The following is a 19,403-nucleotide window of genomic DNA, read 5'->3' as shown; positions in this document are numbered from 1 at the left end:
AAACCTGAAGGCACGATACCTAGAGGATTACACCAGGCCTGCCAAGCAAAAGCGTGGCTCGTGCGTGTGCCCATGTCATGATGCATCCATAAGCTTTGTTCCCAAGGCGTGCATGCCCCTTTTTTCGAAAGCCTGTGGAACGCACCTTTCGCCCTCGCCTTTCCCGGCGCCCACATGGCAGGCAGGAAATTAATGTTTGGCCCCGGTGGTGAAACGGGGTATCTACCCCAGCTAAGTTCCCGCCTGTAATGGCATATTCGAGATCCGAGAGATATGCGGTATATAGACGACGATGGTATTCCGGTGACCGTTTATCAGCCGAATGAACGGCGAGGCGGCCTGCTTTGGGGAATAAGGCAAGCAATCGAAGATGTGTCGGCCTCCCGTCACGTCATCACGAAGCTGTTCTGGAGGGATTTTATCGCCCAGTTCCGGCAGAAAATCCTGGGGTACTTCTGGGCGCTGCTTGGACCATTGTTCGGCATCGTCAGTTTTCTGTTTCTTTTCTTCATCGGGGTGCTCAAGCCGGGCGAAGGCGAGATCCCCTACACTGTGTATGTGTTGATCGGAAGCACCATCTGGGGCTGTCTTCCCGGCGCCATGGGTGCCGTGAGCAGCGGCCTGCAGAATCAGGCCGACCTGATCCTGCGCACGCGAATTCCGAAACTGGCGCTGGCCATCAGCTCGCTGGCTGGCGTGGTCTACAGCATCGCCATCAGCATGATAACGATGACCATCGTTCTGCTGTTCGTTGGCATGACGCCGACGTGGTGGTTTCTCCTTTACCCCCTGCTTGTGCTGCCGATGGTTCTTTTGGGCACCGCCATGGGCCTTGTCCTGTCGGTGCTGGGAACCATTGCACGAGATCTGACACCGCTTGTCACGCAAGCCCTGTCGCTTGCCATGTATGTGACGCCGGTCATCTACCTGCAGTCCACCATTCAGAACCCGTTGGTGAAGACGATTATCAACTGGAATCCTGTCACCTACCTCGTCGATATCCCCCGCTCGCTGATCTGCCTGGGGACCGCCGACAATGCCGCGACATATATGCTGGTAGCGCTCGCCACAGTGGTCATGGTCACGCTCGGATTGCGGGTGTTTTATCTTCTTGAAGACCTTGTTGCGGAGCGGCTGTAATGAGCAAACCCAGCGTTCTGGTCGAAGGTGTCAGCAAGAAATTCGGGCTATCGCTCAAAAGCGCACTGAAATACGGCCTGATGGACAGCATGAGCCGCATGACAGGGCGGCAAACGGCTCACCATCTGCGCAACGGCGAGTTCTGGGCCCTGGAAGACATAAACTTCAGCCTTGAACCAGGTGACGCTCTGGGCATCATGGGCGTGAACGGCTCCGGCAAGACCACGTTGCTGCGCATTCTGAACGGCACGTACAGCCCCAATCTCGGCAAGGTGACGATGAGAGGTCGCATCGGTGCGCTGATCGCTGCGGGGGCCGGTTTTTCTCCGATGCTGAGCGGCAGGGAGAATATCTACATCAGCGGCACCCTGCTGGGGATGACCCCGCGCGAAATCAACGCAAAGTTCGACGAGATCGTCAATTTTTCGGAACTCGACGAATTCATCGACATGCCGGTCCGCAACTACTCCAGCGGCATGTCCGTTCGGCTGGGGTTCGCCATCGCGGTGATCGGCATGCCGGAGATTTTGCTCGTGGATGAAGTGCTGGCCGTCGGCGACATTTCCTTCCAGAAGAAATGCTTCGAACGGATCCGGATGCTGAAACAACATGGCACGACCATCCTGCTCGTTTCCCATTCTCCGGGCCAGGTCTGGGCCGTTTGCAACAAGGGCATCGTCATACACAAGGGACATTCCCTCGGGATCACCTCGGTAGAGGACGCATGCAAGCTTTACGAGCACAACAATGTCCTCGATCGCCTGAACAGGGATGCCGGCCACAAATCGACCGAGGTGCCGAAAGACTATGGTGGATTGCGCGGCGGGGCCGGAACCGCATTTATCGAAAAGGTTGAGGTCCTGGACGGCAATGGCACTGCCACGGACACCATTACCTATTCAGAGGATTTCATTCTTCGCTATCACCTGACGATCAGAGAGCGGATCGAAAAGGGAATCCTGCGTGTTCTTATCGACAGCGAAATCAACAAGGCGCTGGCGATTATCGATAACTACGAGGTTCATCGAAAACTGATCGACATGGAGCAGGGATCTCATGTCATCGATATCCACGTACGCGCTCCCAATCTCCGCCCGGGCCTCTATTATTTCAGTGCCGCGATCGTCGACAAGGATGTGGGGGTGCACATTTTTTACGAGCAGAATCACGCGTCGCTCGTTATCGCCCATCCGGCAGACATATTTTTCTACGCCGAGTATCGTGCATCGCTGCAGTTGAACGCTGAATATCAGCTCAAACAATCACGCTCTGACACCGACGCCGGCAGCACGAAGGAACGCTGATGTTTTTCATCAAGGCAAAACTACGCAATTACATAGACCGCGTTGTCGCCGATGCGATGCCCAAGGTTGAAGAGAAACCGGTTCCGGATGCCGTCGAGATCCTGTTTGAGCGTCAGGGCTATGCGCGCACGCTTGCAACGAAGCTGCCGGTCGGCGTCGATGGCGCACCGATTCCGTGGTACACCTACCCAGCGATAGAATACTTTAATCAGTGGGATGCGCGAAACCTGAGGGTCTTCGAATATGGCAGTGGCCATTCCTCACTCTACTGGTCAAGGCGAGGCGCCGAAGTCTGGTCGGTCGAGCACGATCCGGAATGGTATGAGAATATGTCGGCTCGGTCTGCGCAGCTGAAGGGCCTTTATCTTAGGCAGACGCCAGAGGACTATGCTGCCGCCATCACCGAACCCGGCGGCGATTTCGACGTGATCATCGTCGATGGCGTGTGGCGCAATGCGTGCGCAAAGGCAGCACTTCCGTTCCTGCGCTCCGGAGGCGCGATCATTCTGGACAATTCCGACTGGTATACGGACGTTTCCGACCACCTGAAGGGTGAGGGGTTCTTTCAGATCGATTTCAATGGGTTCGGTCCGATCAACAACTACTGCTGGACGACGTCGATCCTGTTTCCTTTCAACTCTTCATTGAAAGACCGCATTCATCAGCCGAAGCCGGTGGGCGGTATCGAGGCAAGCAAGAACGATAAATGGTGACCCTTCTCAAACACACTCTGCAGAGACGGGCTGAAAGTCTGGTCTTGCGTCTGGTCAATCGGGTCGTCCGTGCTTCATCTGATGAGCAAAGGGTTGCTTTCATCCAGCGTCTTCTGGAAAACTTATCACGTGCGGAGAAGGCGGTATTTATCGACGTCATCACCGATCAAATGTCCAGGCAGGAACTCAGCACCTCGGAACAAGAACGGCTGTTCTTGATCGCCTGCCGCGCGCTCGAAGGCACACCTATTTCAGAGGAAGCCGTTACCGCCTGCCAGGCGGCCTTGGGCGGCAGCGTGCATTATAGCCAGGAGGGAGAGGACATCCTGCTGGAACGCCTCGTCGGCGAGAAAAAAAACGGTTTCTTCGTCGATATCGGCGCTCATCACGCCAGACGCTTTTCCAACACCTATGCCCTTTATAGGAAGGGCTGGCGTGGCGTGAACATCGACGCCACTCCGGGTAGTATGGTATCGTTCAATGCCTTCCGGCCGGATGACACAAACCTTGAGCTTGCGATCTCGGACAAGAAGGATCCACTGTCCTTCAACATGTTCAAGGAGGGCGCACTCAATACCTTCGACAGGGAGCTGGCGCAAAGCTACGTCGCCAGTGGCTGGGAAGCGCGTGGAACGGTCGATATCATTCCGGAGACGTTGGCAGATGTCCTGGACAGGCATGTTGGCACCGGACAGGAGATCGACGTCATGAGCATCGATGTCGAAGGCGAGGAACTGCATGTGCTCAGATCAAACGACTGGAACAAGTACAAGCCGGGCATCGTGATCGTTGAAGCGCTCGATACGCCCCTTTCCAACCTGAACGAGAACCCGGTCATAGCTTTTCTCCACGAGAAAGGTTTCGTTCCAACGGCCAGGCTTTTCAACTCCATCATTCTCACGCGGCTCGAAGACACATGTGCGGCATAATCGGTCTCGTCAGTTCTGCACCAGGCTCATCTCACAAGCGGCTCGATGACGCCGACCTGGTGCCCCTGGCTCATCGTGGTCCAGATGCCCGAGGGATCTTTGCAAGCGGTCAGGTTCAGCTTGGCCATGTGAGACTGTCCATCATCGACCTTTCTGAAGGTGGGCGGCAGCCGAAGTCGAGCAGCGATGGCCGGTACGTCGTCACCTTTAACGGCGAAATTTACAACTATCTCGAATTGCGTGCCGAACTTGAGGCACTGGGAGAGCAGTTCTACTCCCAATCGGATACGGAAGTGCTGCTGGTCGCCTACAAGGTCTGGGGGGCTGACTGTGTCTGCCGCTTCCGCGGAATGTTCGCCTTTGCCCTTTGGGACGAGGTCGAAAAAACCATCTTCCTTGCCCGGGACCGGTGCGGCGAAAAGCCCCTGTTCTACTACAGGGACGAGAAGCAGCTGGTTTTCGCATCCGAGATCAAGGCGCTGGTTCCGCTCTTGGACACACGTCCGGCACTGGATCCGGCCGTCGTCGACATGTATCTGCACTACCAGTTTGTCCCGGAGCCCTACACATTGCTCAGCGGCGTTTACAAGCTGCCTGCCGCGCACACGCTGATACTGTCCTCCGCCGATTGGCAGGCTGCTCCAAAGCCCTACTGGAACGTGGAAACCTGCGCTTCGCAGTTCAATGAAAAGGTTCCGACCGATACCGCGGGCATTCTCGCATCCATCAAGAATGGCCTTGAAGACGCGGTCAAGATGACGTTGCGTGCCGATGTCCCCGTGGCGGTTGCATTGTCCGGCGGCATCGATTCCGGCGTGATCGCCGCGATGGCTCAGAAGCAATATCCTGAACCCATGCACGCGTTCTGCGTTGGCTATCCCGGGCGTCCGCATTACGACGAACGCGAACAGGCGCGTGCGCTGGCCGAAACGCTCGGCATGATCGTACACGAGGTCGAGCTGCCGGTGGAGAGTTTCGTTAACTTTTTCCCGGAGCTCGTGCGCATCATGGACGAGCCGATTGCCGATCCTGCTGCCTTCGGCCACTACTCGGTTCCGAAGGCCGCGGCGGAAAACGGCATCAAGGTGCTGCTCACCGGCATCGGCGGTGACGAGATTTTCTGGGGATACAACTGGGTCACGCAGACGGCCTCTACGAACCAATTGCTTGTCCAAAGACCATCACTGGCGACGCTTTCTGTATGGGCAGGGTCTCCTGTCGCACAGCGCAGACTGTCGCAACTGGCGTCCCATCCTCGCATGCCCGGCAGCATGCGCCGTTGGGCCGGGCTGCTGCGTGATCTGGGAGACGCTCGCACGCCGAAAGACCAACTGCGCTTCTACATGGCCGAAAGCAACTTCCCCGCCGCGTTCGATTTCAAGCAGACCGTCTACGGCGACGCGATGAAAGCACTGCCGGCCGACAATCCGTTCCGGCCGACCGAGATCGGACTTCGCAGGGCCGAAGAAATCCCTGCGGCCATTATTCGCATGCTTTTCGACACCTGGATGGTTTCCAACGCCGTCACCCTTGGCGACCGCGTGAGCATGAGTGTGGGCGTCGAGTCCCGACTGCCGTTTCTGGATGTCGAACTGATCGAAAGAGTGATGGCCCTGCGGGAGAAAACCCCGGACCACAAGCTGGGTCAGAAGACCTGGTTGCGTGCTGCATTGAAAGGCGTTCTGCCAGACGAAGTCCTCTCCCGTCCCAAGGCCGGTTTCCAGCCGCCGGTGCATGATTGGCTGTCCGGTGTGGTCAAGGCATACGGTGAGAGCCTGCGCGATGGGGAACTCGTAAAGGAGGGCATCATCAGCGCGGCAAAGGTCGACCGGATTCTGGCCGACATGGTGAAGCAGGGCTGGCCCGGGCTTTTCTTTGCCTACAAACTGGTTCTGCTCGAAATGTGGTTTCGAAAGGTCGTGGCGGGATGACATCTGCACGCCGAGCCGTACTGATCTATAATCCGGTCTCGGGGCATGGCCATCTCGATTCGTGGAACGCGTTGTTCGTCGCACTGCTGCTCGAGCGCGGATGGCGTGTTCTTGCGCTGACCCCGGATCCCGTTGCCCTTTCCCAACGACTGGAGCAAAAAGGGCTGGCGGCCAGCCGCAACCTGCAAATACTGGACTGGAACTCTGACCGCCACCGATTGGTCAACTCTCTGAGAGACCTGTGGAAGCGCTGGGACAAGTTCGGCGATCTGTATTTCTATCGCAGGCCCGGATCGGAAGCATCTGCGGATCTGCCCTTTCTCGAGATCTGGAAGCGCAGATTCTTTCAGGCGACCGTACCTTTCCTGTTTCGCCTCTCCTATTTTATCTACACGCGCTACCTGCGTCTGCGTACGCGCAACAATGGGCAAGAGACGTCGGACACCCGCCAAGACTACGGGGATTGCCCGTTGGTCATGTCCCAGCGTGTCGTCCGGGCCTTGGGCAAGGCCCGTTGGTCTCCCGCTGTAGCCTTCAACATGTATATGGACACCTACAGCAGGAGCCCATCGCGATGGAGTGAATTCGGCCGGGTAAACAATTTGCGCTGGGCTGGAATTCGTTTTGTCCCACCGGCCGAGGCTGAGGATCCCTGGTATGGCGTACCGTTGTGGCGGGGAGCGTGCGTGCTCGACGAGGAGGTGTGCCGCAGCTATTCCCAGGCATTGCCGGACAAGTGCTTCGAGTATCTGCCGGATATTACGGAGGCGGCCTTGCCGGAGCGGCAATCCGCCATCACGCAGGAGATCGTTCGACGGGCCAACGGTCGCAGGATTGTCTTCCTCGGCGGTTCCATCGGCGGTCAGAAGAACCTAGCGCGCTGGATCGAGTTGATCGACCTGGCCGATCCGCAGAAATGGTTTTTCGTCCAGCTTGGCGAGATCCACCGGAATACGCTCACTGCAGACGATATTGCCGCTTTGGATAAGACCCTTGCCGCACCTCCGGATAATCTTCTTCTTCATCCCGAGTATCTTGCGGATGAAAAGGTTTTCAACGAAGCCATCAACGTCTCGGACGTGATCTTCGCTGTTTACAGAGACTTCCGTATCAGCAGCAACCTGCTCGGCAAGGCGGCGCATTTTCGCAAACCGATCCTCGTCAGCGACAGGTATCTTTTGGGGCAGAGGGTCAGGCAATATGGTATTGGCTGTGCCGTCGACGAAGACGACGCCGCTTCCATTCTGTCCGGCCTTGTCACTGCTATCAGTCATCCACCGTCAGAAGAGGGCTTTTCTCGCTACCGCGCAGATTTCAGCGCCAAGGAATTGGTGCACCGGCTCGAGAACTTCCTCCAAAAATGCTCGAAGTGAGGTCATCATGAAGGATCATGTCAAAAAGCTCGTGGGTTCCTTGTTCCACCGCGTCAGCGCGGCGGCACCCCTTCAGGACGCCTCGCCACTGCTTGCCCTTGTCAATCCCAAAGACCTTCTGCCACAGCAGGCGCTTGCCCGCCTCGGCACCAAGTATGGCGGCTGGATCATTCCGGCTGATGCGGCTCTCGGACCGGACAGCATCTGCTATCTGGCAGGAGCCGGAGAGGATATCAGTTTCGATTGCGCGCTGGTCAAGCAGTTCGGTTGCAAGGCGCGCATCGTAGATCCGACGCCACGCGCCATCGAGCATTTTCGTCAGCTGAGCGAGGCTGTACGCGCCGGCAACCGCTTTCCGGTCAACAACAGCACAACCGATTTTTATGACCTGACGCCGGAACAACTGGCTCGACTAACCTTCCTGCCGGTGGGGCTCGCAAGTCAGGACGTGGAACTGAAGTTCTACATGCCGAAAGACCCCAGTCACGTATCGTGCTCCACCGCTAACCTGCAGAAGACCGACAATTATTTCGTTGCGCAGTGCCACCGCCTGTCTACCCTGATGGCCCAGCAGGGCGACACGCATATCGATCTCATGAAGATGGACATCGAAGGCGGCGAATACGATGTGATCAGCGACCTTGCCTCGGCCGGCCCACTTCCGCGTATCTTGCTGATCGAGTTCGATGAAACGCATGTTCCCCAGGACGCGGGCGCGCTTGGACGGATCGGCAAGCATATCGGGATGCTCGTGGACGCCGGAATGCGGTGCATCGCGGCTGAAGGCAGCAACATAACGCTGGTTCGCAGAACGGAGAATTCCCATGGATAAGGAAAGCTTCATCCAGCAGCATTACGCGCGGCACGCAACCCACTTCCAAAACGATCTCGTTGACGAAGAACGAAAGCGGATATCCGCATCCTGGTTCGATGAAACGACTGCCGATTATTGGCGACATTCCCGTGCCTATGAATGCGCGCAGATTCTTGCGGGTGGAGACACCGACAGCACCTGGCTCACGGTTGGCGACGGTCGATGGGGATTGGATTCGATCCGCATTCGAAAGCATGGCTTTTCCTCCGTCATGGCGACCGATATCAGTGAAGCACTTCTGTCGGCCGCCAGCGAAAAGGGGCTGATTGAGGAATATGCTGTTGAAAATGCCGAACGGCTGAGCTTTCCCGACAATTCCTTCGATTATGTGTTTTGCAAGGAAGCATTGCATCACTTTCCCCGCCCATACGTCGCGCTCTACGAAATGATACGGGTTGCTCGCAAAGCGGTATTCATCATTGAACCAAACGATACCTACGATGTCGTTCTGCCCCTCAGCCACGCAGCACCCCGTTTTGGACGAAAGACGCGAATAATCGCTGGATTGCGGCTATTGCTTCGGGGGATCCCGCCTGAACGCCCTAAAGAGGAAGAGAAGCGCCCTCCTGTTGTCTACAATCCTGCAGATTGGGAAACCAGCGGCAACTATGTTTATGCGATTTCCAGACGTGAAATTGAAAAGATCGCTCTGGGACTGAACTTGCCGCAAACCGTCGTGAAGGGCCTGAACGACCACTATATCAAAGGTTGCGAATTTGAGCCGGCGGACGAGAAACGCTCATCGGTGTTTCGCGAATGGGTCTCCGTTATTCGCGGAAAAGACGAATTATGCCGGACGGGAAAGTCGGATTCCAACCTGATCATGGCCGGGTTTTTCGTTGAACAGATGAACAACGAGACCAAACGGAGTTTTTCCAACGCGGGATGGGATGTCGCCGATCTGCCGCGAAACCCCTATATCTGAGAATATCGCCGTACAAAAATCGGTTTATAATCTCTACGCTGGTTTATTCGACCTGGCGGACCTCTCTAGGCGGGCAGGAGAGGCACCGCCGGATGTACATCTATCCAGCGTCTGCGGCAGGCGCTTGCCGTTCATAAATGGAAGGTGGCAATGACGTTGGTTCGAAGAACGGATGCCGTGCATGGATAGCGCGAAATCCCCTCGGAGGCATCGCGAGGGGCGGGCGGAGACCTTCAGACATCGTTCCGTGATTGCGCTAACATGACAGGTCGAGATGAGAGACTTGTCCGACGACAGACTGCCGTGTGGCTGTGCTCCACGCCCGATTTTTTCTAAAAATAAATTCTGTCTTCATGAAGGTCAGGACCACGCATTTCAGCAGCAAGGCAAAGTGGATTGATACAAAATCGGAACGTTATTGCTGGCTTGGCTCATCCCAGGAATATGGTGGCAGGTCATATGCAAAAGCCAGTTCATTATCTGCTCTTGGTTCTGTTCGGCTTGGCTGGTCTCTTTACGGGAACATGGGCTTCCAGCCGATTTCTGGATGCCGGAAGTGCAGAAAAATACATTGTCGACCAGGATAACCGGGTTGTGCCGGTGCCGCTCGACCAGTTTGGCCTCAGCAAGGAGCAGGCCGCGTTCGTCTCCCGGATGCGAATGCCGGTTTTCTCCGACTCCGGCCCCTTCGATCTGAAACACAAAAAGGATATTCGCCAGGCGCTTCTGGCCGGCTATCAGAAGGATGGTCCGCTCCTTGATCAATGGGCCACTTTCAGTTCCGATCGGGAACGTTTCATCGCTTACCTGATGATCAGAGTGAACGGCAGCTTTCCAAACTTCGAGGTTCGCCCCTTGTCCGGCTCGCTCACCGAGCTCCTGACTTCGCAGGAAGGCAATTGCGGAGATCTGACCGTTCGCCTGCTGATGCTTCTCGACCTGTTTTCCATTCAGGCAAGGGCCATCGCGTGGAATACTCCCGCAATCGAAGGGCATATGTTCGTGGATGCGTATGATCCGGAGGAAGGCAAAGCCTATTTTCTGGATCCAACCAACAACCTCATGGCAGCCGCCAAAACGCAGGACGAGGGGACTGGCTTCATTGACATTCTCTCAGACAGCGATGTGCCGGCCCGTCTTGATTTGCTCGACGAACAGATGAAGCAGTTCCCGCTGTATTTTGCGAGCGCGACCGGTGTTTCGTCCGACTTCGAAAACTGGGCGTCCAGCAATGCCTTGCGCGTCTATGACGTGACAATCAATGGCCTCGCATACGAACTGCCGCAGATGCTGGAAAGATGGAGCGCGGGCGGCGATTGGCACCCTTCTTCGCTATGTCGGCTCGCCGGCGAGGGCAATCCTGGCCTCGCCGTCTTCCAACCTCAGAACTGCCTTCCGATAGTCTCGCTGACCGGTCATGATAGGGCTTCAAGCGCCAATAATGTCGAAGTCAGATTGCCGCTATGACCGGTAGGCTACTGATTGTTTTCGTCGCTTTCTTTGCGATTTCCCTCGCTGTCGGGGCTGCTCTGGTCCTTCCCGTCCGTTACACCATCACATTTTCGGCATCAGGCTTCAATGGTGATGAAGAAATCCGGTTGAGCAAGAACTGGGGTACGCAAACCGTCCTGCCCCTGACGGTTCTCGGAAAAGATTTTGGCGAGTTCTCCGCGACGACATGGTTTCCCGTTTTCAACCTTCACCTGTATTGCAGCAATCTGAACTCGGAATCACCACCGCGCCAGACGACGATTCTGTTCGGCGTTATCAAGGTATCGCAATGGAATATTCTCGGAAACCTTGTCGATGAAAGCGATTGGCTCAATATCGACTCCGGGTATCGATCAGACCAGGGCCGCACTTTCGCAGCTGACAGTCCGGCCATGGCAACAATTCGCAGTGGCATAACCGGCTGGACAGGCTATTACGTGTTGCGAGCTCCTTGAGAGAGAAACCACTTGAAAGTTGTCATGACGGCCCCCGTTGTCCTCTTTGTCTATAATCGGCCGGATCATACCAAAGCCACACTGGAGGCATTGGCGCTCAACACGCTTGCCGGTCAGTCGGACCTGATCGTCTTTTCCGATGCGCCAAAGAACGATGCCGCAGCTGCGGGCGTCGATGCCGTGCGCGCTCTGCTGACCGATCTCAAGGGCTTTGCCTCCGTGCGCATCGTGCGGCGCGAGCGTAATATGGGCCTTGCAAGATCCGTGATTGCCGGCGTGACCGAGATCATCAAGGCGCACGGACGGGTGATCGTTCTCGAAGATGATCTCGTGACCTCGCGGTTTTTCCTGCAGTACATGAACGACACTCTCAATCACTACGAAAGCGATCCGAAGGCGTTCTCCATTGGTGGCTACCAGTTCCCGGATCGCACCATGGCGATCCCGAAAGGCTATGGTTACGATACCTATTCGTCGTATCGTGGCTGCTCCTGGGGATGGGCAACCTGGCAGGATCGGTGGGAAAAAGTCGATTGGGACATGGGGTATTTCGATGCCTTCATGGCGGATCCGCAGGCTCAGGCGCGCTTCGATCGTGGCGGTCCGGACATGTCTCAGATGCTGATGCATCAGCATCAAGGACGCATCGATTCCTGGGCGATCCGCTTTTGCCATGCGCATTTTTCCAATGACATGAACTGCATCTACCCGGTCAAAACCCTGGTCAACAATATCGGCCTGGACAATAGCGGCGTGCATTGCGGCGTGGACCCGGGACGGCAGCATGAAGCTCTGGACGAGAGTTTCCAGCCCAAGGCCTTCTGTCCTGCGGGCAAGATCGTGCCGGAGATCAGCGCCGCCTTCTATCAGGCCTTTTGCCCCCCGGCGCCCGAGCCGGAACGTTTGACGCCACGGGTGGTGCTGCGCAAGGCTCGCAGTCTTGCACGCATCATGCGGGATCGCGGACGGTATTTTGCCGGCCGCGTTCGCCGTCAGCTGTTTCCTCCGGTACAGGATGTGGACATCCTCGTCGTCAATACGGTGCAGAAAAACGGCGGTGCGGCACGGGCTGCATGGCGAACCTATCTGGGGATAAGCCGCCTTTATCCCCGCGCCCGTTACCTGACGCTGGTGAAGGAAGACCTGCGGCCCGATGTCTTCGGTCGTTACCAGTGGTCTATCAAGGGCCTGTTGGCGGTCCGTTTCGCGTCGCTCGACCGGCTTCCCATGCTGCGCTACCCAAACCGACTGCCGGTGACGTTTACGCCCGCCGCATGGATCAACCCGTTGCGCGTGCCGCTGCGCCGCTTCAGGCCACGCCTGGTACACCTGCACTGGCTGGCCTCGAGCCTGCTGCGGATCGAGGATCTGAAGCGTATCAAGGCGCCGGTTGTGTGGACCCTGCACGACACCTGGGCCTTTACCGGCGGTTGCCACTACACCGGCGAGTGTGGCGGCTTTCGACAGCAATGTGGCCAGTGTCCACAACTCGTCAGTGCCCGCGATGACGACCTCTCCCGCAGGATCTGGAAGCGGAAGCGGGATACCTATGCCGACCTTAACCTCACGGTCGTCGCCCCGAGCCGCTGGCTCGCCGATGTCGCCCGGCAGAGCAGTCTGTTTGCTGGCCGGCGCATCGAGGTGATCCCGAACGGCCTGGATACAGACGTGTACCGTCCGCTCGACAGACGTGCTGCAAAGGCGTTTCTCGGCATAGATACCGAAGAACCCGTTCTGCTGTTTGGTGCTCAGTGGCTGACGGATCGTCGCAAGGGCGGTGACCTGCTCGCCGAAGCTCTCGGCAATCTAAAATTCCGCTGCACACTCCTCACCTTCGGCGAAGGGCGGCTTTTTCTGGATGGCAACCCGAACCTCACCGTAAGGGCGCTCGGCACACTGCAGGACGATGTCAGCCTGGCCGTGATGTATTCGGCAGCCGACGTGTTCATCTGTCCCTCGCGCGAGGACAACCTGCCCAACACGGTTGCCGAAGCCATGGCATGCGGAACACCTTGCGTGGCGTTCGCGGCAAACGGGCTGCCGGACATGATCACGCATAAATTGGACGGCTGGCTGGCAAAGCCGTTCGATCCCGCCGATCTGGCCGCAGGGATAGAGTGGCTCACGCATCATCCCGATCGTGAGGGGTTGCGCAATGCTGCGCGCCGGAAGGCGCTGGATGAATACAGTCTTGACGTGATGAGCGCCCGGTACTCGGCATTGTATGCCGAATTGCTGGGAGAGCAGCCTCAATGAGAACACGGCTTTCCGCTTGGGGCCTCGGTGGCCACCTGCGCCGACTTCTTGGCGTGCGCCTCGGTCGCCTGCATCAGCACCGTCCACAGCCGATGTCCGTGACGGCGATCGGCTTTGCGGGAGATATCGGAGGGCTGCCGCGCATATCCTTGGTGACGCCTTCGTTCAATCAGGCGAGCTTCGTCGGAAAAACCATCGAAAGCGTCTTGTCTCAAGGCTATCCGGACCTTGAATATATTGTGCAAGACGCCTGCTCGAACGACGGCAGCGCCGAAATCCTCGGGAGCTTCGATGGTCGCCCTCTCGAAATCCATATCGAGCGTGACAGCGGTCAAGCGGACGCGTTGAATCGTGGCTTTGCTCGTACGTCTGGCGAAATCATGGGCTATCTCAACTCGGACGACCTGCTGCTGCCCGGCATGCTCCACACCGTCGGCACATATTTCAGGGATCATCCCGAAGTGGATGTGATTTACGGCAACAGGCTCATCATAGATGAGCAGGGCAGGGAAATCGGGCGATGGATCCTGCCCGGACATGACGGGCAGGTGTTGCGCCATATTGACTATGTCCCGCAGGAATCGATGTTCTGGCGACGGCGAATTTGGGACAAGGCGGGTTCGCGGGTCGATGCGGGATTGCGCTTTGCCATGGACTGGGAACTCATTCTGCGTTTTGCGGACGCAGGTGCTGTTTTCCGTCATGTCCCGCGGCTGATCGGTGTCTTCAGGGTTCACGGCGCGCAGAAGTCACAGGCGGATTTCGTCCGGCATGGCGCCCATGAAATCGGCACCCTGCGCCGCGGCAGCTATGGAGCGACCCAGGGAAAAATGGCGCGTCTTCTGCACCATGGACGGTTTCTCTATGCCCATCGGATCGCGGATGCAGCGTTTGATAAGGCGCTCAAACAGGGTGAATCGATATGAGGGGGACCCCTCATCACCGGCGCTTCTCGCCAGGATGGCGCTTGCCTCGTAGGGCGTCGTTTCAGGATGGGTTTGTCGCCTGTAAGGGCTTTCTTGCGATGAGAGAGGCGTGACGCCATGGGGCAGGAGCCGGTGGTGACGGTCGTCGTACCGTCATTCAATCAGGGACGTTTTCTTCACGACGCGCTGGGCTCGATCTTCCAGCAGGACATACCCGTGGAAGTTTTTGTTCTGGACGGCGGTTCCACGGATAACACGCAAGAGGTTATCCAACGGTGGGAGCACCGCCTTGCGGGCTGGCGCAGTCACAGGGATGATGGCCAGGCCGCTGCCATCAACGAAGGTATCGCAAAGGGCAGCGCGCCCTATGTCTGCTGGCTCAACAGCGACGATTGGTTTCTTCCCGGGGGGCTCCCGCGTCTGGTCAGGGACCTGGAAAGCCATCCACAGGCTCCCATGGTGTACGGTCGCGCCCTCAATGTCGTAGACGGTTCAGAGAGGCGTTATCCGGTGTGGGTAGAGCCATTCTCCAAGAGGCGAATGGCCTTGCGTTGCATCATTTCTCAGCCTGCGACACTCATTCGGCGCAGCGTTTGGAATGCAGTCGGCGGCGCCAACGGAAAACTGCACATGGCCATGGATTATGATCTGTGGTGGAGAATCTACAAACAATTCGGGACGCCGTGGTTCTCGGACGAGTTCATTGCGGTCAACCGGGTTCACGCCGAGACGAAGACCAATACGCAACGTGCCCGCCACTATCGAGAAGCCATCGATGTGGTGCGTCGTCACTATGGATCCGTTCCGCTGAAGTGGTGGCTCGCCCAACCTTACGCTGTCTGGTTCAAGTCAATCCGTCCGTACTGACCGATCTCAAGCGACAGTCTGAGCTTGTGCAGGCCCTTGGTTCAAAGTGACAGACCTGCTCCTTTCCCGACGTCGCTGAATGGTCGCCTAAAAGTTCTCGATCACGTTTGAGGTCGCCTTCGGCTCGGTTCGCGGTCATTATGGGCGGATCGCTTTCGTCACAGTGTCCTTCATGCCGTTCATTCCGCTTCCCTTTGTCGTTGCCATTCTTCTCACCCTCGTCTTCGTGCACGTCATCCGGCGGGACGAGGAAGGCGTGCGCAACGGGCCCTTCCTGGCGCTCATTCTGCTGAGCGTCTTCCAGTCGATCCTCTCGGGCCTGCGCTGGGGCTATGGGGTGACGGCGGTCATGTATCTGGCGCCGGTCGGGGCGGCGCTTGTTCCGCCGCTTGCCTATGCGGGCGTGCTGCGGCTGGTGCGCCAGAGCCGGGCACCGGTCACGCGCCGGCTTCTCCTGCATGCGCTTCCGGCGCTCATCATCATCGTGCTTCTGCTGTTCGGCCGCGAGCGGATCGACCTTGTGCTGGTGGCGATCTTTGTCGCGTATGCGGTGGCCATTCTTCTCCTGATGCGCAAGGGGGCGGATGCGCTGAAGCTTGCGCCGTTCGAGGGCAGCGCGCGGGCCTATCGCGCCATTCTGTTTGCAGCCTTTGCCCTCCTGTTTTCCGCCACCATCGATACGCTGGTCTTTCTCGATTTCGCCATGACCCAGGGTGCCTATGTGCGCCCGGTGGTGGCCGTCGGCAATCTGGCGCTGCTTGCCATCATCGCTGTTGCAGCAGCAAGCGCCGGCGCCCCCGCCGTGCCGGTGGAAAAGGCCGAGCCCGTGGCAGACGTCGCCCTGCCGGAGGATGCAGAGACGCTTGCCGCGATCGAGAGCCTGATGCGCGTCAAGCGCGTCTATCGCGATGCCGATCTCAATCTCGACCGGCTGGCGCGCAAGGCCGGAATTCCGTCCCGGCAGATTTCTGCGGCCATCAACCGGGCGACGGGCAAGAATGTCTCGCAATATGTCAACGAGCAGCGGATCGCGGAAGCCTGCGCGCTTCTGGAGGAGAGCAACCGGCCGGTGACCGAGATCATGTTTGCCGTCGGCTTCCAGACGAAATCCAATTTCAACCGCGAATTTCGCCGCGTGACCGACAGGACGCCGCTCGAATGGCGCGCCGAGAGGGCGTCCTCGAACGCGATCTAGCACGCAGCACATCGCGTTTCAGGTCGCGCAGCGGCCGCCGTGCCGCCAGTCTTGCGGCATGAACACGCCAAACCGCACTCCGCACCCCTGTGTCCCGCCGCGCGACGTGTCGCGCGATGCGGCACTCCGGTCTCTGTTTGAAGAGCCCGTTTCACCAAAACCCAAGCCGCCGGCACGGCGCCTCTCTCTCGCTGCTCTGGCCATGGCGCTTGCCGGTGCTGCCGCCGGCCTTGTGCTGATCCTCCAGCCGCCTATCCTGCCCCTGCGCAAACCCGTCCCGGAGCCGGTGCCGGTGGCGGAGAGACCCGCAGCGGCAGTGTCCACGCCGCCTGCCGCGCGTGAAATCACCGGGTCCGGCTTCGTCACGGCGCCGCAGAAGACTTTAGTGTTTTCCCGATATGAGGGGCAGGTCGTCCGGGTCGCGGTGGCGGCAGGCGATCTCGTCTCGGCCGGTGACGTGCTGGTCGTGCTCGACGATGCCACCGCCCGCTCGGCCCTCGATCAGGCTTTTCTTGATCGGCACAAGGCAGAGCTGCAGGCCAAGGCGGCTGCTCTTGATCTTGCCCAGGCTGACGCCTCCCTCTCGCGCATCAAAACTCTTGCCTTGCGCGATGCGGCCACACGCCAGGCGCTGGAAGAGGCGCAGACGGCGATGCTGAAGGCGGAAAACGCCGTGGCGCAGGCGCACCAGTCGATCGACAGCGCGAATCTTGCCATTCGGGTCGCACAGGAACGGGTCGATGCGCTCACCGTGCGCGCGCCCTTTGCCGGCACCGTCACCCGGCTCGATGCCCATGTCGGCGATAGCGTTCTCGCCCGGTCCGACAGCGTGCGCGAAAGCCAGAACCTTCTTGCACTCACCGACATGACGGATCTGGTGATCGATGCCGATGTGGCCGAACGCCAGATCGCGACCTTGGCACCCGGCCTTGCCGGGCAGGCGGTGCTGGATGGATTTCCAGACCGGCCGTTTGCCGTCACCGTCCGCCGGCTTTCCCCCGTTGCCTCGGCGGAGAAGGGCACGCTGTCGCTGCGCCTCTCCCTCACCAATCCGCCGGCGGGCATCCGGCCGAACATGGCCGCGCGCATCCGCCTTTTCCTCAACGACACCGGAGACCGACTGCCATGAGCCAACCGGACACCATCGATACCCTCTCACCCGCGTCGCCCGTGCCGGAACCGCTGCCGGACGCGCCCTACATTGCGCTGGAAAACCTGCGGAAGGCCTATCGGATCGGCCAGCAGGCGATCCCGATCTTTGCCGGCCTCGACCTTGCCATAGCGGAAGGTGATTTCGTCGCCATCATGGGGCCGTCCGGGTCCGGCAAGTCGACCCTTCTCAATCTGCTCGCCGGCATCGACCGGCCGGATGGCGGCATCTTGCGCATTGGCAACAGCCGTCTGGACCAGATGGGGGAGGGCGCGCGGGCGGCCTGGCGGGCGCATCACATGGGCATCGTCTTCCAGTTCTACAATCTTTTGCCGATGCTGAGCGCGGCGGAAAACGTCGAATTGCCGCTCCTCCTGAAGCCGCTGTCGCGCCGGGAGCGGCGGGCACGGGTTGAGAAGGTGCTTGATCTCGTTGGCCTTGCCGGGCGGGAAAACCATCGACCGGGCATGATGTCCGGCGGCCAGCAGCAGCGTGTCGGCATTGCGCGCGCCATCGTGTCCGATCCGCCGCTTCTGCTCTGTGACGAGCCGACCGGCGATCTCGACCGGGCCTCGGCCGATGCGGTGCTCGACATGCTGCGCTTCCTCAACAGCGAGATGAAGAAGACCATCGTGATGGTGACGCATGATCCGCAGGCCGCCCTCTATGCCCGCCGCACGCTCATCCTCGACAAGGGCCGTTTCATCGAAGAGGCGAGGGCCGCCTGATGACGCTGTTTGATCTTGCCCGCCGCAATGCCTGGCGAAAGCCGCTGCGCACCGTGCTGCTCCTCGTCTGCATCGCCATTGCCTTCCTGATCTACGGGCTGACGTCGAGCTTTCTCGCCGGCTCGCAAGGTGCCTCGGCCGCAAGCGAGGATATTCTCGGCGTCATGAGTGCGGGCGGACGCGGCCAGGCGTTGCCGATGGCTCTTGGCGAGCGGCTGAAGGGTGATCCCGATGTCGCAGATATTGCCCCCCTCGTGCGGATGCGCGGTCTTGTCGGCACGGAAAGGAATGTTGTGGCCGTCAGCGCTGCCGATCCGGCGCGGATGATGGCCGTGAACGGCAAGGGCCTCGGCCTCGGCACGCCTCAGGTCGAAGCCTTGGGCGCGGCGCGCGATACGCTGCTGGTCGGGCGGGCGCTTGCCGAGGCGCAAGGGTTCAAGGTCGGCCAGTCGGTGACGGTGAGCGCCTTCGACATGCTGAAAAAGGAGGGCGGGCGCGACTGGCGCTTCACCATTGCCGGCATTTTCGAGGGCGAAAACGCCTCCACCGACACCTATTTCGCCATTGCCCGCTTGGATTACGTCAATGCGGCACGCGCCAGGGGCAGCGATACGGTGGATGCCTTCGTGGTGCGCCCGAAGGCCGGCGCCGATGTGGGGCACCTTGCCGCGCGCATCGATGCGCTGTTTCGAAACTCCGCCTCGCCGACGCGCACGCAGTCGGAAAAGCAGTTTCTCGAGGCGTTCCTGCGCCAGTATGCCGATGTCGGGCTCATCGTGAACCTTGTCGTGGGGGCGGCCTTCGTCACGCTGATGATGATCGTCGTCAACACCATGGTGTTTGCCGTGCGCGAACGCCGCTTCGAGATCGGCGTTCTGAAGACGCTCGGCTTTTCGCAAAGCGCGATCCTGACGCTTATCCTCTTCGAAACGCTGTTCCTGCTGGCGCTTGGCGGCGCAATCGGCCTCGTGCTTGCAAAGCTCGGCACGCTTGCCGCCGGGCCGGCACTTGGCCTTGTGCTGACGCCCGCCATCCTCGCCCGGGCACTTGGCCTCATCATCGGGCTTGGCCTTGCGGCGGGCGCCCTTCCGGCGCTTGGCGCCTGGCGCATGCCCATTGTTTCCGCTTTCAGAACGAGGTGACCGC

17 protein-coding genes are annotated in these 19,403 nt (G+C 59.0%); all 17 read left to right on the top strand.

Annotated elements, in window-relative coordinates; translation table 11 throughout:
- Positions 1–273: 273 nt before the first annotated feature.
- The 17 genes from ACEXP3_RS02580 (at position 274) to ACEXP3_RS02500 (ending at position 19,399) form a co-directional block, all read left to right on the top strand.
- Positions 274–1,140, top strand: a complete 867-nt coding sequence (locus ACEXP3_RS02580; protein WP_377295843.1) for an ABC transporter permease — start codon at positions 274–276, stop codon at positions 1,138–1,140.
- On the top strand, positions 1,140–2,444 hold the full coding sequence (locus ACEXP3_RS02575) for an ABC transporter ATP-binding protein (protein ID WP_377295842.1): 1,305 nt from the start codon (positions 1,140–1,142) through the stop codon (positions 2,442–2,444). The genes ACEXP3_RS02580 and ACEXP3_RS02575 overlap by 1 nt, the downstream gene beginning before the upstream one ends.
- Positions 2,444–3,157 carry an O-methyltransferase gene (locus ACEXP3_RS02570; RefSeq protein ID WP_377295841.1) on the top strand — a complete coding sequence of 238 codons (714 nt, stop codon included), beginning with the start codon at positions 2,444–2,446 and terminating at the stop codon, positions 3,155–3,157. Before ACEXP3_RS02575 ends, ACEXP3_RS02570 begins: the two co-directional genes overlap by 1 nt.
- Positions 3,151–4,086, top strand: a complete 936-nt coding sequence (locus ACEXP3_RS02565; protein WP_377295840.1) for an FkbM family methyltransferase — start codon at positions 3,151–3,153, stop codon at positions 4,084–4,086. Before ACEXP3_RS02570 ends, ACEXP3_RS02565 begins: the two co-directional genes overlap by 7 nt.
- Complete coding sequence (asnB, locus tag ACEXP3_RS02560) at positions 4,074–6,017, top strand: asparagine synthase (glutamine-hydrolyzing) (RefSeq protein WP_377295839.1); 1,944 nt, start codon at positions 4,074–4,076, stop codon at positions 6,015–6,017. The genes ACEXP3_RS02565 and asnB overlap by 13 nt, the downstream gene beginning before the upstream one ends.
- Entirely contained in the window at positions 6,014–7,390 is a 1,377-nt protein-coding gene (locus ACEXP3_RS02555) for a glycosyltransferase (protein ID WP_377295838.1), read from the top strand. The genes asnB and ACEXP3_RS02555 overlap by 4 nt, the downstream gene beginning before the upstream one ends.
- 7 nt (positions 7,391–7,397) lie before the next feature.
- Positions 7,398–8,222 carry an FkbM family methyltransferase gene (locus ACEXP3_RS02550; protein WP_377295837.1) on the top strand — a complete coding sequence of 275 codons (825 nt, stop codon included), beginning with the start codon at positions 7,398–7,400 and terminating at the stop codon, positions 8,220–8,222.
- Positions 8,215–9,189: a class I SAM-dependent methyltransferase gene (locus ACEXP3_RS02545; RefSeq protein ID WP_377295836.1), complete on the top strand. Its 975-nt coding sequence runs from the start codon at positions 8,215–8,217 to the stop codon at positions 9,187–9,189. The genes ACEXP3_RS02550 and ACEXP3_RS02545 overlap by 8 nt, the downstream gene beginning before the upstream one ends.
- Positions 9,190–9,648: 459 nt before the next feature.
- Positions 9,649–10,656, top strand: coding sequence for a hypothetical protein (locus ACEXP3_RS02540; RefSeq protein WP_377295835.1), 1,008 nt, complete (start codon positions 9,649–9,651; stop codon positions 10,654–10,656).
- Positions 10,653–11,135 (top strand): hypothetical protein, encoded by a 483-nt coding sequence (locus ACEXP3_RS02535; protein WP_377295834.1) that lies wholly within the window; start codon positions 10,653–10,655, stop codon positions 11,133–11,135. Before ACEXP3_RS02540 ends, ACEXP3_RS02535 begins: the two co-directional genes overlap by 4 nt.
- Positions 11,136–11,225: 90 nt before the next feature.
- Positions 11,226–13,391 (top strand): glycosyltransferase family 4 protein, encoded by a 2,166-nt coding sequence (locus ACEXP3_RS02530; protein WP_377295833.1) that lies wholly within the window; start codon positions 11,226–11,228, stop codon positions 13,389–13,391.
- Positions 13,388–14,317, top strand: coding sequence for a glycosyltransferase family 2 protein (locus tag ACEXP3_RS02525; RefSeq protein ID WP_377295832.1), 930 nt, complete (start codon positions 13,388–13,390; stop codon positions 14,315–14,317). Before ACEXP3_RS02530 ends, ACEXP3_RS02525 begins: the two co-directional genes overlap by 4 nt.
- Positions 14,318–14,452: 135 nt before the next feature.
- Positions 14,453–15,184 (top strand): glycosyltransferase family 2 protein, encoded by a 732-nt coding sequence (locus tag ACEXP3_RS02520; RefSeq protein ID WP_377295831.1) that lies wholly within the window; start codon positions 14,453–14,455, stop codon positions 15,182–15,184.
- A 172-nt stretch (positions 15,185–15,356) separates the two neighbouring features.
- Positions 15,357–16,379, top strand: a complete 1,023-nt coding sequence (locus ACEXP3_RS02515; RefSeq protein ID WP_377295830.1) for a helix-turn-helix domain-containing protein — start codon at positions 15,357–15,359, stop codon at positions 16,377–16,379.
- Between the two features lie 58 nt (positions 16,380–16,437).
- Positions 16,438–17,508 carry an efflux RND transporter periplasmic adaptor subunit gene (locus ACEXP3_RS02510; protein ID WP_377295829.1) on the top strand — a complete coding sequence of 357 codons (1,071 nt, stop codon included), beginning with the start codon at positions 16,438–16,440 and terminating at the stop codon, positions 17,506–17,508.
- Positions 17,505–18,257, top strand: coding sequence for an ABC transporter ATP-binding protein (locus ACEXP3_RS02505; protein WP_377295828.1), 753 nt, complete (start codon positions 17,505–17,507; stop codon positions 18,255–18,257). The genes ACEXP3_RS02510 and ACEXP3_RS02505 overlap by 4 nt, the downstream gene beginning before the upstream one ends.
- The gene (locus ACEXP3_RS02500) at positions 18,257–19,399 is read left to right on the top strand and encodes an ABC transporter permease (protein WP_377295827.1); all 1,143 of its coding nucleotides are present in this window, start codon (positions 18,257–18,259) and stop codon (positions 19,397–19,399) included. Before ACEXP3_RS02505 ends, ACEXP3_RS02500 begins: the two co-directional genes overlap by 1 nt.
- The last annotated feature ends 4 nt before the right edge of the window (positions 19,400–19,403 follow it).

The sequence above is a fragment of the Neorhizobium fuzhouense genome, from assembly GCF_042611105.1.
Taxonomy (GTDB): Bacteria; Pseudomonadota; Alphaproteobacteria; order Rhizobiales; family Rhizobiaceae; genus Neorhizobium; species Neorhizobium galegae_A.
Note: the sequence above shows the minus strand (reverse complement) of the source record. Positions and strands in the feature narration are given on the sequence as shown.

What these genes read in the sequence shown, in the direction of transcription:
- ACEXP3_RS02565 (WP_377295840.1), top strand. Translation starts at nt 3,151, where the DNA reads ATGGTGACCCTTCTCAAACACACTCTGCAGAGACGGGCTGAAAGTCTG.
- ACEXP3_RS02510 (WP_377295829.1), top strand. Translation starts at nt 16,438, where the DNA reads ATGAACACGCCAAACCGCACTCCGCACCCCTGTGTCCCGCCGCGCGAC.
- ACEXP3_RS02575 (WP_377295842.1), top strand. Translation starts at nt 1,140, where the DNA reads ATGAGCAAACCCAGCGTTCTGGTCGAAGGTGTCAGCAAGAAATTCGGG.
- ACEXP3_RS02550 (WP_377295837.1), top strand. Translation starts at nt 7,398, where the DNA reads ATGAAGGATCATGTCAAAAAGCTCGTGGGTTCCTTGTTCCACCGCGTC.
- ACEXP3_RS02555 (WP_377295838.1), top strand. Translation starts at nt 6,014, where the DNA reads ATGACATCTGCACGCCGAGCCGTACTGATCTATAATCCGGTCTCGGGG.
- ACEXP3_RS02540 (WP_377295835.1), top strand. Translation starts at nt 9,649, where the DNA reads ATGCAAAAGCCAGTTCATTATCTGCTCTTGGTTCTGTTCGGCTTGGCT.
- ACEXP3_RS02535 (WP_377295834.1), top strand. Translation starts at nt 10,653, where the DNA reads ATGACCGGTAGGCTACTGATTGTTTTCGTCGCTTTCTTTGCGATTTCC.
- ACEXP3_RS02500 (WP_377295827.1), top strand. Translation starts at nt 18,257, where the DNA reads ATGACGCTGTTTGATCTTGCCCGCCGCAATGCCTGGCGAAAGCCGCTG.
- asnB (WP_377295839.1), top strand. Translation starts at nt 4,074, where the DNA reads ATGTGCGGCATAATCGGTCTCGTCAGTTCTGCACCAGGCTCATCTCAC.
- ACEXP3_RS02525 (WP_377295832.1), top strand. Translation starts at nt 13,388, where the DNA reads ATGAGAACACGGCTTTCCGCTTGGGGCCTCGGTGGCCACCTGCGCCGA.
- ACEXP3_RS02505 (WP_377295828.1), top strand. Translation starts at nt 17,505, where the DNA reads ATGAGCCAACCGGACACCATCGATACCCTCTCACCCGCGTCGCCCGTG.
- ACEXP3_RS02570 (WP_377295841.1), top strand. Translation starts at nt 2,444, where the DNA reads ATGTTTTTCATCAAGGCAAAACTACGCAATTACATAGACCGCGTTGTC.
- ACEXP3_RS02580 (WP_377295843.1), top strand. Translation starts at nt 274, where the DNA reads ATGCGGTATATAGACGACGATGGTATTCCGGTGACCGTTTATCAGCCG.
- ACEXP3_RS02515 (WP_377295830.1), top strand. Translation starts at nt 15,357, where the DNA reads ATGCCGTTCATTCCGCTTCCCTTTGTCGTTGCCATTCTTCTCACCCTC.
- ACEXP3_RS02545 (WP_377295836.1), top strand. Translation starts at nt 8,215, where the DNA reads ATGGATAAGGAAAGCTTCATCCAGCAGCATTACGCGCGGCACGCAACC.